Raw genomic sequence first — 14,256 nt, 5'->3', positions numbered from 1 at the left:
GCTCCACCGTACCTTTCGATGAAGCCCATTCTTCAGAACCTGGTTGAAATGACCGGCCACCGCGACCACTTGCGGTTGGAGGTATCGGTGTTGTCCACCCTGCTCAAGCTCACCGGCGTGATCGAAGTCCGCGCGCTGGAGCTGTTCACCGACGGTGGCACGCCCCATGTGCGCCCGCGCACCTGGGTGGAAAACGGGCAGCTGGTGTCTACCGACTCCGAGGCCGCCACCGACCCGCGGCGCGAAAAGCTGGAGCACTACCCCGCCCTGCGCGAATGCATCACCCACCAGAGCGACAGCGCCCTGGCGTCGCCCCGCAAGGGCCGGCACGTGCTGTGGCTGCCGGTGTGGATGCACGACAAGGTCCACACCTGCCTGGAGATCACCCAGTCCCGCACCTTCTCGGCGCACAAGCTGGAAGTGCTCAAGGGGGTGTTCCAGGTCTACCAGAACTACCAGAGCCTGCTGGACTACAGCGAACGGGATGCGCTGACCGGCCTGTTCAACCGCAAGACCTTTGACGAGCAGTTCTCGCGCTACGCCATGAACGGCCTGGCCGGCGGCCACCCCGGCGCCGTGACCGAATCGCTGGCCTCGGAAGATGGCCCGCCCTCGGGCGAGCCGGTGCAGCAGTGGCTGGCCGTGGTGGACATCGACCACTTCAAGCAGGTCAATGACCGCTTCGGCCATTTGTACGGCGACGAGGTGCTGATCCTCATCGCCAACATCCTGCGCAGCTCGTTCCGCAGCCACGACCGCATCTTCCGCTTCGGTGGCGAGGAATTCGTGGTGCTGTTGCGCTCCACCACGCTGAGCACGGCCCACAAGGTGTTCAACCGCTTTCGCCTGGCCGTGCAGGAGTACGCCTTTCCGCAGGTGGGCCAGGTCACTGTAAGCCTGGGCTTCGTGAGCACGACGCGGGGCTCTCCGGTGGAAATCCTGGGCCAGGCCGACCAGGCCCTGTACTACGCCAAGGAACACGGGCGCAACCAGGTCTGCTTCTATGACGACCTCGTGGCCAGCGGCCAGCTGGCCAGCAAGATGGTGGCCAACGACGACGTCGAGCTGTTCTGAGCGGCTGCCCGCTTGGAAGAACGTGTTTACGATCTCGCAGGGGATCGCGTTGGAGCGCAATCGGGAAGAGTGGATGCTTCGGATGCGCCGCATGGGCTCATGCCCATGCAAGCAGCCGGGGCGTCCAATCATCCGATTTCGCTCCAACCCTTCGGGCAGCGGCCTTTGCGGGCGGTCTGCGGCGTTGCGGCGCTTGTGGATAGCCGCGCTATCCACGGCGCACCGCGCCTTGCATCCCCTCCCGCAAAGACCGCTGCGCGACCCCTGGGAGATCGTCAACACGTTCTTAGGCGTGAACCCCTGAATCCAGCGAGGCCAGCAGCGCCTCCACGTCCACAGCATCCAGCCGCGCATGGGGCAGGAAGCGCTGCGCATACTCGCGCCAGACATCGCTGGTGAGGAAGAAACGGAACACGTCCGCATCAATGTGCCGCTCGCGCACCATTCGCACCATGATCTCCAGCGACTCGCTCAGCGTCTTGGCCGGCTTGTACGGGCGGTCCGACGCCGTCAGCGCCTCGAAGATGTCCGCCAGGGTCATCACCCGGTCGGCCAGCGTGAGCTGCGAGGCCGTCAGGCGGCGCGGGTAGCCCGTGCCGTCGAGCTTCTCGTGGTGCGACCCGGCGATGGCCGGCACACGCGCCAGCTGCGGGGGGAACGGCAGGCCGCTGAGCATGATGATGGTCTGCACGATGTGCTCGTTGATCTTGAAGCGGTCTTCGGCAGTGAGCGTGCCGCGCCGGACGGCCAGGTTGTGCAACTCGCCCAGGTGCGCCTCCTGCGGGGGCAGCACCATGTCGAAGCCCCAGCGGTTGGCCGGATGGCCGGCCTCCACGGGGGGTTTGCGCGCGCCCCAGGGCACGATGTGCTCCGGCCGGTCCGCCAGCAGCGCTTCGTTGGCCGGCAACGGGCGCACGGGCACCCTCGCCAGCCGCGCCGTCTCCGCCAGCGACAGGCCCAGGCGGTCGTCAAAATGGCGCTGCCACACCTGCCGGCCGATGGCGGCCAGGCGCTCGATGTCGGCATCGGCCATGTCTTCGCCCCCCACGTTGCAGCGCGCGACGAAGGCAAACTCTTCCTGCAGGCGTTCGCGCCGCTGCACCAGTTCCCGCTGCAAGCGCTCCGGGTCCACCCCGGCGACCTGCTGCTGCCAGTAGTCCAGCTCGGCATCGCGCCACAGCACTTCGAAGCGCATCCGCACCTCGTGGATGCGGTTGTAGAGCGCCTCCAGCTTGGTGGCCTTGTCGATGATGTGCTCGGGGCTCGTCACCTTGCCGCAGTCGTGCAGCCAGGCGCCCAGGCGAAACTCGTAGCGCTCGGCGTCCGTCATTGACACAGGGGCAAAGGGCCCTTCCCTGGCGTCGCACATGCGCTGCATCAGGGCCTCGGCGAGTTGGGGCACGCGCTCGCAGTGGCCGCCGGTGTACGGGCTTTTGGCGTCGATCGCGTCCGCCAGCAGCCGGATGACCGCGTCAAAGAGCTTTCGCTGCCCCTCGATCAGGCTGCGCGTCTCGACCGCCACGGACAAGGTGCCTGACAACCGTTCGGCAAACGCGCGGAAATGCGCATCGTCCTGCTGCGCGTGCGCCCCGTACCGCAAGACCAGCAAGCCCAGCGGCTGCCCGTCGCGCGTGCGCAACTGCACGCGCAGCACGCGCTGCGGCATCGCAGCGCCCCCTTCGCCGTCCTCGTCCTGCAGGTCGTCCGACTGGGGCTCGGCGTGGTTGGTGAAGTGCGCCATGGGCAGGTGCTCCGGGTACCACGCCTGCTGCGCGGCATCCTGGCAGTAGCGCGCCGTGCGCAGCAGTCCGGCACGCTGGGGCTCCACCAGGTACACGGCCCCGCCCGTGCAGGCCGTGGCGCGGACCAGCTCGTACAGCACGCTGGACAGCATGGCGTCCATGCGCGACTCGGCACTGATGTGGTGCGTGATGTGCAAAAACTCCTGGATGGTGCCGGACATCCGGTCCATCACCTCGCCCAGCGCGCGCACCTCGCGCACGGCGGACGCCCGCGCCGGTGGGCGCTGAAAGTCAAACCGGGCCAGCGCCTGCGCCTGCTCGGCCAGCCTGGACAGGCTGCGCCCCACGCGCCGCCCCGCCCACCATCCCAGGGCCAGCATCAGCCCGATGAGGCTCAGCGACAGCCAGACCTGCTGGCGCAGGCTCTCGTTCACATCGGCCAGCAGTTCGCGCGTGGGAATGGCCATGAGGATGTACAGGCCCTGCCAGCGCTGGGATTTGAGCGGCATGGCCCGGGCCAGCCATTCCTCGCCCGCTACCTCGAAACGGCGCGGCGCCCCCTGCGCAAGGTCCGCAGCGCCCAGGCCCTGCAGGCTGGGCACGCCCAGCGTCTGCAGCGAGCGCAGCTGCAGCAGCGGCTGATCACCTTCGCGCACCACCACACGCTCCATGTCCGGATAGGCCAGAACACGCCGGTCCGCGTCGACCACCGCAATCTCGGTGCGCGGCACCAGCCGCAGATTGCCGATCTCGCGGCCCAGGTCGGTGAGCGCGACGTCCAATCCGATCACGGCCTGGCCGTCTTCGCTGGGCTGGCTCAGCGTGACCCCGATCTCCTGCGTGGTGAAAAACACGTAGGGCGCCGTGAGCACTTGCGCCCGTTGCGCCGTGGCCTGCGCGTACCACGGCCGCGTGCGCGGATCGTAGCGGTACCCGGGGCGCACCGCGCTGCGCAGCAAGCGCAGCCGGGCATCGTAGTAACTCCACCGCCCCACCAGGCCGGCCGATCCGGGCTCGCGGGCCATGGACTGCACCAGGTACGCCGCGTCCCCGGGGGCGTCCAGCTGGGCCCGCCACGCCGCCTGGCGCAGCGGGCGCACCAGCAGGAACTGGCCGTCGGCATACCCGATGAACACCGCCGACAGCAGGCTGTTCTGCTCCAGCAGGCGCACCAGCACCGGCAGGCGGCGCAGGCGGGCGGGCAGCTGGCTGGCAGAGGCAATCGGATCAAACGCCAGCAGGCGGATGGCGGCGTCGGCCGGGTCCACGATGTGGTGGACCCGCTCGCCGATCAGTTGGCTGATCTGCTGCGCACTGTCGTCCGACGCGGTGATGATGGCCTGGTGGGCGCTGGTGCCCACCTGGTAGACCAGCAGCGCCGTGAGCAGCAGCATGGCCGTGACGACGACGGAGGCGATCAACACCTCGAACGGCACCGTGATGCGGCGCCACCACGGTCCTTGCGCGGCCCCCGGCGCCAAATGGCCGGCATGGGCCCCGGCGCGCGGGGCCGGCTCCGGGGAGGCGCGCGGCGAGTCCATGCGCAGCAATGTAGGGGGAAAGCCCTACCGGCGTCATCCCTTTTTTATCAAAGTCGCCACAGCACCACGCACCCGGCGGCGTGGCGGTGCCACGGCAACTGCAGCGCGGTCAGCCCAGCCGCTGGGCCACCCAGCCCTGCACGGAAGCCAGCGCCGCGGGCAGCTTGGAGGCCTCGGTGCCGCCGGCCATGGCCATGTCGGGCTTGCCGCCGCCCTTGCCGCCCACCTGCTGGGCCACAAAGTTGACCAGCTCGCCCGCCTTGACCTTGCCCACGCTGTCGGCCGTGACCCCGGCCGCCAACTGCACCTTGTCGCCATCGACGGCGGCCAGCACGATGGCGGCGGTCTTGAGCTTGTCCTTGAGCTTGTCCAGCGTGTCGCGCAGGGTCTTGGCGTCAGCGCCGTCGAGCTTGGCGGCCAGCACCTTCAGGCCCGCAACGTCCACGGCCTGCGCCACGAGTTCGTCGCCCTGGCTGGAGGCCAGCTTGCCCTTCAACGCGGCCACTTCCTTTTCCAGCAGCTTGATCTGGTCCAGCGCCTGGCCGATGCGTGAGGTCAGCTCGGCCGCCGGCGTCTTGAGGACGCCAGCAGCCTGGGCCACGGTGTCCTCCAGGCTTTGCAGATAGGCCAGCGCGTTGGCACCCGTCACGGCTTCAATGCGGCGCACGCCCGCCGCCACGCCGCTTTCCGCCACGATCTTGAACAAGCCGATGTCTCCGGTGCGCTGCACGTGCGTGCCGCCGCACAGCTCACGGCTGCTGCCGATGTCCAGCACGCGCACGGTCTCGCCGTATTTCTCGCCGAACAGCATCATGGCGCCCGTCTTCTGGGCCGACTCGATGTCCATCACACGCGCCTGCGTGGGGTGGTTGGCCAGCACTTCCGCGTTCACGATGCGCTCGATCTCGCGGATCTGTGCGTCCGTGACGGGCGCGTTGTGCGCAAAGTCGAAGCGCGTGCGCTCGGCGTTCACCAGGCTGCCCTTTTGCTGCACGTGGCTGCCCAGCACCTCGCGCAGGGCCTTGTGCATCAGGTGGGTGGCCGAGTGGTTGCGCACGGTGGCGGCCCGCACGGCGGTGTTCACCTGCGCCTGCACCGTGTCGCCCACGTTCAGCGTGCCGGTCTCCAGCGTGCCGTGGTGGCCGTACACGTCAGCCTTGATCTTGAGCGTGTCGCCCACCGCAAAGCGGGCGGAGCCGCTGGTGATGAGGCCTTCGTCACCCACCTGGCCGCCGCTTTCAGCGTAGAACGGGGTCGTGTCGAGCACCACCACGCCGTTCTGACCGGCTTTCAGGGCTGCAGCGCTTGTCCCATCGACGTAGATAGCTATGATTTTTGCAGTCTCTGCCAGGCTTTCGTAGCCGGTGAAGCGGTTGGTCTCACCGGTGTATTCCAGCGCCTTGTCCATCTTGAACTTGCCGGCGGCACGGGCCTGGGCCTTCTGCTTTTCCATGGCGGCGGCAAAGCCGGCCTCGTCCACGGTCACGCCACGCTCGCGGCACACGTCGTTGGTCAGGTCCAGCGGGAAGCCGTAGGTGTCGTGCAGCTTGAAGGCCACGTCGCCCGGCAGCACCTTGGCGCCGCCTTCCAGGGCCGCGTCCAGAATGTCCATGCCGTTGGCCAGCGTTTCAAAGAAGCGCTCTTCCTCGGCCTTGAGCACCTCGGTGATGCGTTGCTGCTGCTCGCGCAGCTTGGGGTAGGCGTCGCCCATCAGGCGCACCAGGTCGGCCACCAGCTTGTGGAAGAACGGGGTCTTCTTGCCCAGCTTGTAGCCGTGGCGGATGGCGCGGCGCACGATGCGGCGCTGCACATAGCCACGGCCTTCGTTGCTGGGGATCACGCCGTCGCTCACCAGGAAAGCGGTGGCGCGGATGTGGTCGGCAATCACCTTGAGCGAGGGGTTGGCCAGGTCGGCAGTGCCGGTCTCGCGGGCAGCCGCCTTGATCAGCTGGTCGAAGATGTCGATTTCGTAGTTGCTGTGCACGTGCTGCAGGATGGCGGCCAGGCGCTCCAGGCCCATGCCGGTGTCCACGCAGGGCGCGGGCAGCGGCGTCACGCTGCCGTCTTCCTTCATGTCGAACTGCATGAACACGTTGTTCCAGATCTCGATGAAGCGGTCGCCGTCTTCGTCGGGGCTGCCCGGAGGGCCGCCGGGGATGTGGTCGCCGTGGTCGTAGAAGATCTCCGAGCAGGGGCCGCAGGGGCCGGTGTCGGCCATCATCCAGAAGTTGTCGCTCTTGTAGCGGCCGCCCTTGTTGTCGCCGATGCGGATCACGCGCTCGGGCGGCAGGCCGATTTCCTTGGTCCAGATGTCGTAGGCCTCGTCGTCTTCCTGGTACACGGTGGCCAGCAAGCGGTCGGCGGGCAGCTTGTACACCTCGGTCAGCAGCTCCCAGGCCCACTTGAGCGATTCGCGCTTGAAGTAATCGCCAAACGACCAGTTGCCCAGCATTTCAAAGAACGTGTGGTGGCGCGCGGTGTAGCCCACGTTTTCCAGGTCGTTGTGCTTGCCGCCGGCGCGCAGGCAGGCCTGCACGGACACGGCCCGGTTGTACGGGCGCTTGTCGGTGCCCAGGAACACATCCTTGAACTGCACCATGCCCGAGTTGGTGAACATCAGCGTGGGGTCGTTGCCCGGCACCAGCGGGCTGGACGCCACCACGGTGTGGCCCTTGGAAACGAAGAAGTCCAGGAAGGACTTGCGGATGTCGGCGACGGTAAAAGTGGGTGTGCTGCTCATGGTGTGGTGGAGTGGTTTCACACGGCGGTGCGCCACGCAGGCCGGTGCCTGCAGACGTCCCAGCGGGACCAACCTTTCATTATAGGTTTGGCCCCGCGGTGGCCGGCGGTTCCCCGCGACAGGCTGCCCAGCCCGTAGCGCGCGGCCCGGCTGCGACGCACTCGCCCCCCCTTTCGCCCCGCCCCCGCCGCCCCTCGGCGCCGAAATCTTTGCCAAAAAAGGCACAACCCCCATTGCAAAGTTTAAATATCTCATTAATATATTTAAAACATACCAATCAACCACCCACCAGGAGTCCGTTCCCATGAATCCCCAACCCCGCTGGCAAGGCATCTTCCCCGCCATCACCACCAAGTTCCACGCCGACGAGTCCATCGACGCCGAAGGCACGGCCCGCCACATCGACTTCCAGATCCGCAACGGCATCCACGGCCTGGTCACCTGCGGCTCGCTGGGCGAAGCCAGCACCCTCACGCTGGAGGAAAAGCTCCAGGTCGCCCAGATCGCGCTGGAAGCCGCCGACGGCCGCATTCCCGTGCTGGCCAACGTGTCCGAAACCAGCACCCGCGAGGCCCTGCGCTACATCGACGGCGCCAACAAGCTGGGCGTCGCCGGGTTCATGGTCATGCCCTCGGTGATCTATGTGGCCGACGCCCGCGAGGCCATGGCCAACGTGCGCGCCATGGCCGCGGCCGCGCAGCGCCCGCTGATGATCTACAACAACCCCGTGGCCTACCGCGTGGACCTGAAGCCCGAGCACATGCTGGAGCTGGCCGACTGCGAGTGGATCGCCGCCATCAAGGAAAGCACGGGCGACATCCGCCGCATCACGGACCTGCGCAACACCGTGGGCAACCGCTACCAGCTCTTCCTGGGCGTGGACGACCTGGCCTATGAGGGCCTGGCGCTGGGCTGCGACGGCCTGCTGGCCGGCGTGGGCTGCGCCTTCCCGCGCGAAACCGTGGCCCTGTACGACCTGATGAAAGCCGGCAAGTTTGCCGAGGCGCTGCCGCTGTACCAGTGGATGACGCCCATGCTGCACCTGGATGTGTCGAACAAGCTGGTGCAGAACCTCAAGCTCATCGACGTGCTGGCGGGCGTGGGCACCGAGCACATGCGCCGCCCCCGCCTGCCGCTGGTGGGCGAGGAGCGTGCGTTTGTCGAGCGCGTGGTGAAGAAGGCGCTGGCAACGCGCCCCACGCAATACCAGTCCGTGGCCTGACCCGCCCCCACCCGTTTCCGCCACCGGGCCGGACGAGACACCGGCCTTTTCCCCCACCGCACCCACAAGAGGTTTCCCATGACACGTGCATCGTTCGGATTTCTGACGCTTACGCCGGCGGCGCTTGCCGCGCTGCTGCTGGCGGGCCACGCCCCGCAGGCCACCGCCCAGGAGCAGGTCATCAAGATCGGCCACAGCGGCCCGCTCTCAGGCCCCAACGCGTTCGCCGGCCGGGACAACGAGAACGGCGTGCGCCTGGCCCTCGAGGAGCTCAACGCGAAAAAGGTCGTGGTGGAAGGCAAGCCACTGAAGTTCGAGCTGGTGTCCGAAGACGACCAGTGCGATGCGCGCACTGGCGTGAGCGTGGCGCAAAAGCTGGTGGACAGCGGGGTCAAGTTCGTCCTGGGCCCCTACTGCTCGGGTGTGGCGATTCCCGCATCGCGCGTCTACAGCGAAGGGGGCGCCCTGGTGTCCACCGTGGGCACCAACCCCAAGGTGACGGAAGGCGGCTACAAGAACCTGTTCCGCATCATCGCCAGCGACACGCAGATCGGCTCCAACATGGCCGTCTATGCCGCGCAGGTGCTCAAGGTGAAGCAGGTGGCCGTGATCGACGACCGCACGGCCTTCGGCCAGGGCGTGGCCGACCAGTTCACCAAGGAGGCCAAGGCACAAGGGCTGACGGTGGTGGGCCAGGAGTTCACCACCGACAAGTCCACGGATTTCCTCTCCATCCTCACCAGCCTCAAGGGCAAGCAGCCGCAGGCCATCTTTTTTGGCGGCTACGCCCCGCAGGCGGCGCCCATGGCGCGGCAGATGAAGCAACTGGGCCTTACGGCCAAGCTGCTGGGTGGCGACACCCTGTGCAGCCCCGAGGTGGGCAAGCTCGGCGGCGATGCCGTGAACGACACGGTGGTGTGCGCCCAGGGCGGCACCATGCTCGACAAGGTGGCCAACGGCCCCGCCTTCAAGGCCAAGTACAAGGCGCGCTTCAAGCAGGACGCCGACGCCTATGCCGCCTCCTACTACGACCAGATGATGTTCATCGCCGACGCGATGCAGAAGGCCAACTCCACCCAGCCGGCCAAGGTGGGTGCGCAGATGGTGGCGTCCAGCTACCAGGGCGTGGCGGGCACCTATGCCTACGATGAGAAGGGCAACCTCAAGCAGGCGCCCATCACGGTGCTGACCTTCCGCAACGCGGCGCCGGTGCCGCTTGCGAGTTATTAAGCCTCCCTGAGTCGCCTGCGGCGCCTTCCCCCCAGAGGGGGACGCCTGCGGCGCGGCGGGGCGGCCCTTGCGCGGAGGCCCGGGCGTTGGCAGCGCGGGCTCATCCGCCGGCTACGATTTCGAATTCACCAAGAACCTCATTTCTGCGGACCTACGCCCCACCATGAAACGCATCCAGATCCTTGATTCCCACACCGGCGGCGAGCCCACGCGGCTGGTCGTCAGCGGCTTTCCCGACCTGGGTGCGGGCAGCATGGCCGAGCGCCGCGCCGTGCTGGCGAGCCAGCACGATGCGTGGCGCGCCGCCACGGTGCTGGAGCCGCGCGGCAACGACGTGATCGTCGGGGCGCTGCTCTGCGCACCGCAAGACCCGGCCAACACGGCCGGTGTGATCTTCTTCAACAACACCGGCTACCTGGGCATGTGCGGGCACGGCACCATCGGCTTGGTCGCCTCGCTGGCCTACCTGGGCCGCATCACGCCCGGCGAGCACCGCATCGAGACACCCGTGGGCACAGTCACCACCACGCTGCACGCGGACGGCTCGGTCAGCGTGCGCAATGTGCCGGCCTACCGCCTGCACCACCGGCTGGCCGTGGACGTTCCGGGCTACGGCCGCGTGGTGGGCGACGTGGCATGGGGCGGCAACTGGTTCTTCCTGGTGGCGGAGCACGGCCAGCGCGTGGCCAGCGACAACCTGGAGGCGTTGACCGCCTACACCTGCGCCATCCAGCAGGCGCTGAAAGACCAGGGCATCCGCGGCGACAACGGCGGCGAGATCGACCACATCGAGCTCTTCGCCGACGACGCACAGGCCGACAGCCGCAACTTCGTGCTGTGCCCCGGCCGGGCGTATGACCGCTCGCCCTGCGGCACGGGCACCAGCGCCAAGGTAGCCTGCCTGGCGGCAGACGGCAAGCTGCAGCCGGGCCAGGTGTGGCGCCAGGCCAGCATCATCGGCAGCCAGTTCGAGGCCAGCTATGCGCTGCTGGACGGTGGCAAGGTCATTCCCACCCTGCGCGGCCGCGCCCACATGAGTGCCGAGTCCACGTTGCTCATTGAAGACAACGACCCCTTCGGCTGGGGCATCCGGCTGTGAAGCCCTTCCTGTGCCGCTTCCCCTCGCCGTGTGGCCACACCCGTTTCAGTGGTTGCGAACTCACTACCGGGTGATGGGTCCGCGCCAAACACCGCAACCCGTCACACCTTGCCGCCTCTCTCCATGCAAACCACTGATGCCCTTGTGATTGGCGCCGGCATCGTCGGCGCTGCCTGCGCGCACGCGCTCGCCCAGGCCGGGCTGTCGGTGCGCGTCCTGGACGCGCGGCTGGGCGGGGCCACGGCAGCGGGCATGGGGCATCTGGTGGTGATGGACGACAACCCGGCCGAGCTGGCGTTGAGCCGGGCGTCGCTGGACCTGTGGCACCGCTGGGCGCCGCAGATGGATGCAGGCTGCGCCTTCACACCCTGCGGTACGCTGTGGGTGGCCGCCAACGAAGCCGAACTGCGCGCCGCCCACGACAAGGGCACCGCCCTGCACGCGCAGGGCGTGGACTGCGAACTGCTGGACGCCGCCGCCCTGGCGCGCGCGGAGCCCGCGCTGCGCCCGGGGCTGGCAGGCGCCCTGAAGGTGCGCGGCGACAGCGTGGTCTATGCCCCGCGCGCGGCCCAGTGGCTGCTGGACCAGGCCGCCCGGCATGCGCCGCTGCGGGTCGAGCAGGCCGAGGCCATGCAGATCCAGGGCCGCACCGTCACCCTGCGCGACGGCAGCCAGCGCAGCGCGGGCGCCATCGTGCTGGCCAGCGGCATCCGCGCACCACAGCTGTGCCCCGGCCTGCCGCTGCGCCCCAAGAAAGGCCACCTGGTCATCACCGACCGCTACCCGGGCACCGTGCACCATCAGCTGGTGGAGCTGGGCTACATCACCAGCGCGCACCACAGCGATGGCACCTCCGTGGCTTTCAACGTGCAGCCGCGGCCGACGGGGCAGCTGCTCATCGGATCCTCGCGCGAGTTCGACACCACCGACCCGGCGGTCAACGACGCCCTGCTGGGCCGCATGCTGCAGCGCGCGCTGCACTACCTGCCGAGCCTGGCCGACCTCAACGCCATCCGCACCTGGACCGGCTTTCGCGCCGCCACGCCGGACGGCCTGCCCCTCATCGGCGCCCATCCCCGGCGCCCCCACCTGTGGCTGGCCGTGGGGCACGAGGGCCTGGGCGTGACCACCGCCCCCGCCACCGCCCAGCTGATCGCCGCGCAGATCACCGGCAGCGCCCTGCCCCTGGACGCTGCCCCGTTCGCGGCCCACCGCTTTGCATCGCTGCAGGCATGAACACTTCTTCCATCACCCTCACGCTCGACGGCCACGCCGTGCGCGTGCCCCCTGGCACCACCGTCGCGGCCGCCCTGGCGCATGCCCATCCCCCCGGCGCCACGCGCCAGTCGGTGAGCGGCGAGGTGCGCGCACCGCTGTGCGGCATGGGCATCTGCCAGGAATGCCGCGTGCAGATCGACGGCCGGCGCCGCCTGGCCTGCCAAACCCTGTGCCACGACGGCATGCAGGTGGCCACCGGGCTGCGCGCCGTGGAAGGAACACCATGAGCACGCCTTCCACACCCTCCACCGCCGCATGCGACCTGCTCATCGTGGGCGCCGGCCCTGCGGGCCTGGCCGCGGCCCTTGCCGCGGCCCCCAGCGGCGCCCGCATCGTGCTGCTGGACGACAACCCCGCCCCCGGCGGCCAGATCTGGCGCGACGGTCCCGGCGCCACACTGCCGCAGGCCGCGCTGCGGCAACGCGAGGCCCTGGCCCGGCACGCTAACGTGGAGCTGCGCTGCGGCACGCGCGTGGCCGGGCTGGCCCACCGCACCGAGCGCGTGCCCGGCCTGCATGCCCTGCTGCTGGAAGACGCCGCCGGCGGCTGGGTGCAACAGGCTCGCCAGGTCATCCTGTGCACCGGCGCGCGCGAGCTGCTGCTGCCGTTTCCGGGCTGGACGCTGCCGGGCGTGACCGGCGCGGGCGGGCTGCAGGCTCTCATCAAGGGCGGGCTGCCCGTGGCCGGACAGCGGATCGTGGTGGCCGGCAGCGGGCCGCTGCTGCTGGCTGCGGCCCGCACGGCGCGGGACGCCGGAGCGCAGGTCGTCGCCGTGGCCGAGCAGGCCCCATGGCGCGCACTGGTGCCCTTTGGCGCCAGCCTGGTGCGCTGGCCGGCCAAAGCCGTGCAGGCCATGGCGCTGCTGCCCGCCACCTACCGCGCCGACACCCATGTGGCGCGGGCCCATGGCACCGACGGCGCCCGCGGCCAGCTCCAGTCCGTCACGCTGCGTGCCCACGGCCGCGAGCGCGACATCGCCTGCGACCGCCTGGCCTGCGGCTTCGGCCTGGTGCCCAACACCGAACTGGGCCAGATGCTGGGCGGCAGCCTGAACGCCCGCCACGGCCTGCGGGTGGATGCCCAGCAGTGCCTGCACGGCGTGCCCGGCGTGATGGCGGCCGGGGAATGCACCGGCTTCGGCGGCAGCGAACGCTCGCGCGCCGAAGGGGCCATGGCGGGCTTCCTGGCGGTCGGCGATACCGCCGCTGCGCGCGCGCTGGAGCCTGAACGCGCCCGCTGGCAGGCCTTTGCGGACGCACTGCACCAGCATTTCGCCCTGCAGCCCGCGCTGGCCCATCTGGCCGAGCCCGACACGCTGGTGTGCCGCTGCGAGGACGTGCCCCGCGCCGCACTGGTGGGGCGCACCGGCTGGATCGATGCGAAGCTGCACACGCGCTGCGGCATGGGCCCGTGCCAAGGTCGCATTTGCGGCGCGGCCACCCGGCACCTGCTGGGCTGGACACCCGCGCCATCGCACCACCTGCTGGCGCCCACCCGCATCGGCACGCTGGCGGGCCTGGCGGATGCCGGGCCGCCGCCACCCGCGCAGGGCTAACGGGCCGCACAGAAACCGCTTCACCCCCACTGCACAGGCATTCATCTTGCTTCTACATATATTTAAAAGATATTGAAAACCTGGACCCGCAGCCGTCCCCCCCCTGAACGCACCGCACCCGCCCATGAACACGCCCGCCGCCCCCTCCTCCCGTGTGCCGCCCGCCACGCCTCGCCCGCCCGTGCGCTGGGCACTGGCACTGTCCAGCCTGGTGCTGCGTGCCGAGCGCCGTCTGCTCATGCTCCTGATGGCTGCGCTCTTGCTGCTGATCCTGCTGAACGTCGCCACGCGGTATTCGGGCATGCCGCTGTACTGGGTGGACGAAGCCGCGGTGTACACGGTGGTCTGGCTCACCTTCCTTGGCGCGTCGGTGATGACGCGGCTGCGCATGGACTTTGCCGTGGGCATGCTGACGGACCACCTGGGCCCGCGCAGCGCCCGCATCGCCAAGACCGTCGCCACCTCCTGCGTGCTGTTGTTCGGCCTGGCCTTGCTGTGGATGTGCTGGGTGTGGATGGACCCCGTCGGCATCGCCCGCTTCGGGTTCGACGCCAAGGAGTACGCGGCAGAGAGCTTCAACTTTGTCTACACCGAACGCACGCAGACGCTGAACTGGCCCACCTGGGTGCTGCAGCTGATCCTGCCGATCTTTGCAGCGACTTTCAGCGTCCATGCGCTGGCCAACCTGCTGGAAGACATGGGCCTGGCAGAGCGCGTGGCCCACCCAGGCTTCGACGTGGTCAACGCCGACGCCGTGAACTGATCCTGGAGGCCC

The 14,256-nt window shown here is 68.9% G+C and carries 10 protein-coding genes; 8 read left to right on the top strand and 2 right to left on the bottom strand.

Translation table 11 applies throughout. From position 1 onward, the window contains the following. The first annotated feature begins 18 nt into the window (after positions 1-18). Positions 19-1,074 carry a GGDEF domain-containing protein gene (locus tag LWW96_RS11810; protein ID WP_291487194.1) on the top strand — a complete coding sequence of 352 codons (1,056 nt, stop codon included), beginning with the start codon at positions 19-21 and terminating at the stop codon, positions 1,072-1,074. 286 nt (positions 1,075-1,360) lie between these two features. Here LWW96_RS11810 and LWW96_RS11805 read toward each other — a convergent pair whose 3' ends face one another. Both LWW96_RS11805 and alaS read right to left on the bottom strand, forming a co-directional pair. After that, complete coding sequence (locus LWW96_RS11805; RefSeq protein ID WP_291487192.1) at positions 1,361-4,357, bottom strand: HD domain-containing phosphohydrolase; 2,997 nt, start codon at positions 4,355-4,357, stop codon at positions 1,361-1,363. A gap of 109 nt (positions 4,358-4,466) precedes the next feature. Beyond that, positions 4,467-7,097, bottom strand: coding sequence for an alanine--tRNA ligase (gene alaS, locus LWW96_RS11800; protein ID WP_291487190.1), 2,631 nt, complete (start codon positions 7,095-7,097; stop codon positions 4,467-4,469). Between the two features lie 304 nt (positions 7,098-7,401). On the opposite strand from alaS, the gene LWW96_RS11795 reads away from it, so the two are divergent. The 7 genes from LWW96_RS11795 to LWW96_RS11765 all read left to right on the top strand — a co-directional run bounded on the left by LWW96_RS11795 (position 7,402) and on the right by LWW96_RS11765 (position 14,244). Continuing rightward, positions 7,402-8,319 (top strand): dihydrodipicolinate synthase family protein, encoded by a 918-nt coding sequence (locus LWW96_RS11795; protein WP_291487188.1) that lies wholly within the window; start codon positions 7,402-7,404, stop codon positions 8,317-8,319. 78 nt (positions 8,320-8,397) lie between these two features. Then, the gene (locus LWW96_RS11790; protein WP_291487186.1) at positions 8,398-9,549 is read left to right on the top strand and encodes a branched-chain amino acid ABC transporter substrate-binding protein; all 1,152 of its coding nucleotides are present in this window, start codon (positions 8,398-8,400) and stop codon (positions 9,547-9,549) included. 163 nt (positions 9,550-9,712) lie between these two features. Beyond that, positions 9,713-10,648: a 4-hydroxyproline epimerase gene (locus tag LWW96_RS11785; protein ID WP_291487184.1), complete on the top strand. Its 936-nt coding sequence runs from the start codon at positions 9,713-9,715 to the stop codon at positions 10,646-10,648. Between the two features lie 123 nt (positions 10,649-10,771). Continuing rightward, complete coding sequence (locus LWW96_RS11780; RefSeq protein ID WP_291487182.1) at positions 10,772-11,884, top strand: FAD-dependent oxidoreductase; 1,113 nt, start codon at positions 10,772-10,774, stop codon at positions 11,882-11,884. Further along, on the top strand, positions 11,881-12,153 hold the full coding sequence (locus tag LWW96_RS11775; protein ID WP_291487180.1) for a 2Fe-2S iron-sulfur cluster-binding protein: 273 nt from the start codon (positions 11,881-11,883) through the stop codon (positions 12,151-12,153). The genes LWW96_RS11780 and LWW96_RS11775 overlap by 4 nt, the downstream gene beginning before the upstream one ends. Next, positions 12,150-13,481, top strand: a complete 1,332-nt coding sequence (locus tag LWW96_RS11770) for an FAD/NAD(P)-binding oxidoreductase (protein WP_291487178.1) — start codon at positions 12,150-12,152, stop codon at positions 13,479-13,481. The genes LWW96_RS11775 and LWW96_RS11770 overlap by 4 nt, the downstream gene beginning before the upstream one ends. Positions 13,482-13,605: 124 nt before the next feature. Then, a complete protein-coding gene (locus LWW96_RS11765) occupies positions 13,606-14,244 on the top strand; it encodes a TRAP transporter small permease (RefSeq protein ID WP_291487176.1) in 639 nt (212 codons plus the stop codon). Positions 14,245-14,256 lie beyond the last annotated feature (12 nt).

The sequence above is a fragment of the Acidovorax sp. genome, from assembly GCF_021287135.1.
In the GTDB taxonomy this organism is placed as follows: Bacteria; Pseudomonadota; Gammaproteobacteria; order Burkholderiales; family Burkholderiaceae_C; genus Acidovorax.
The sequence above is the reverse complement of the archived record's forward strand: the minus strand, read 5'-3'. Positions and strand labels throughout refer to the sequence as shown.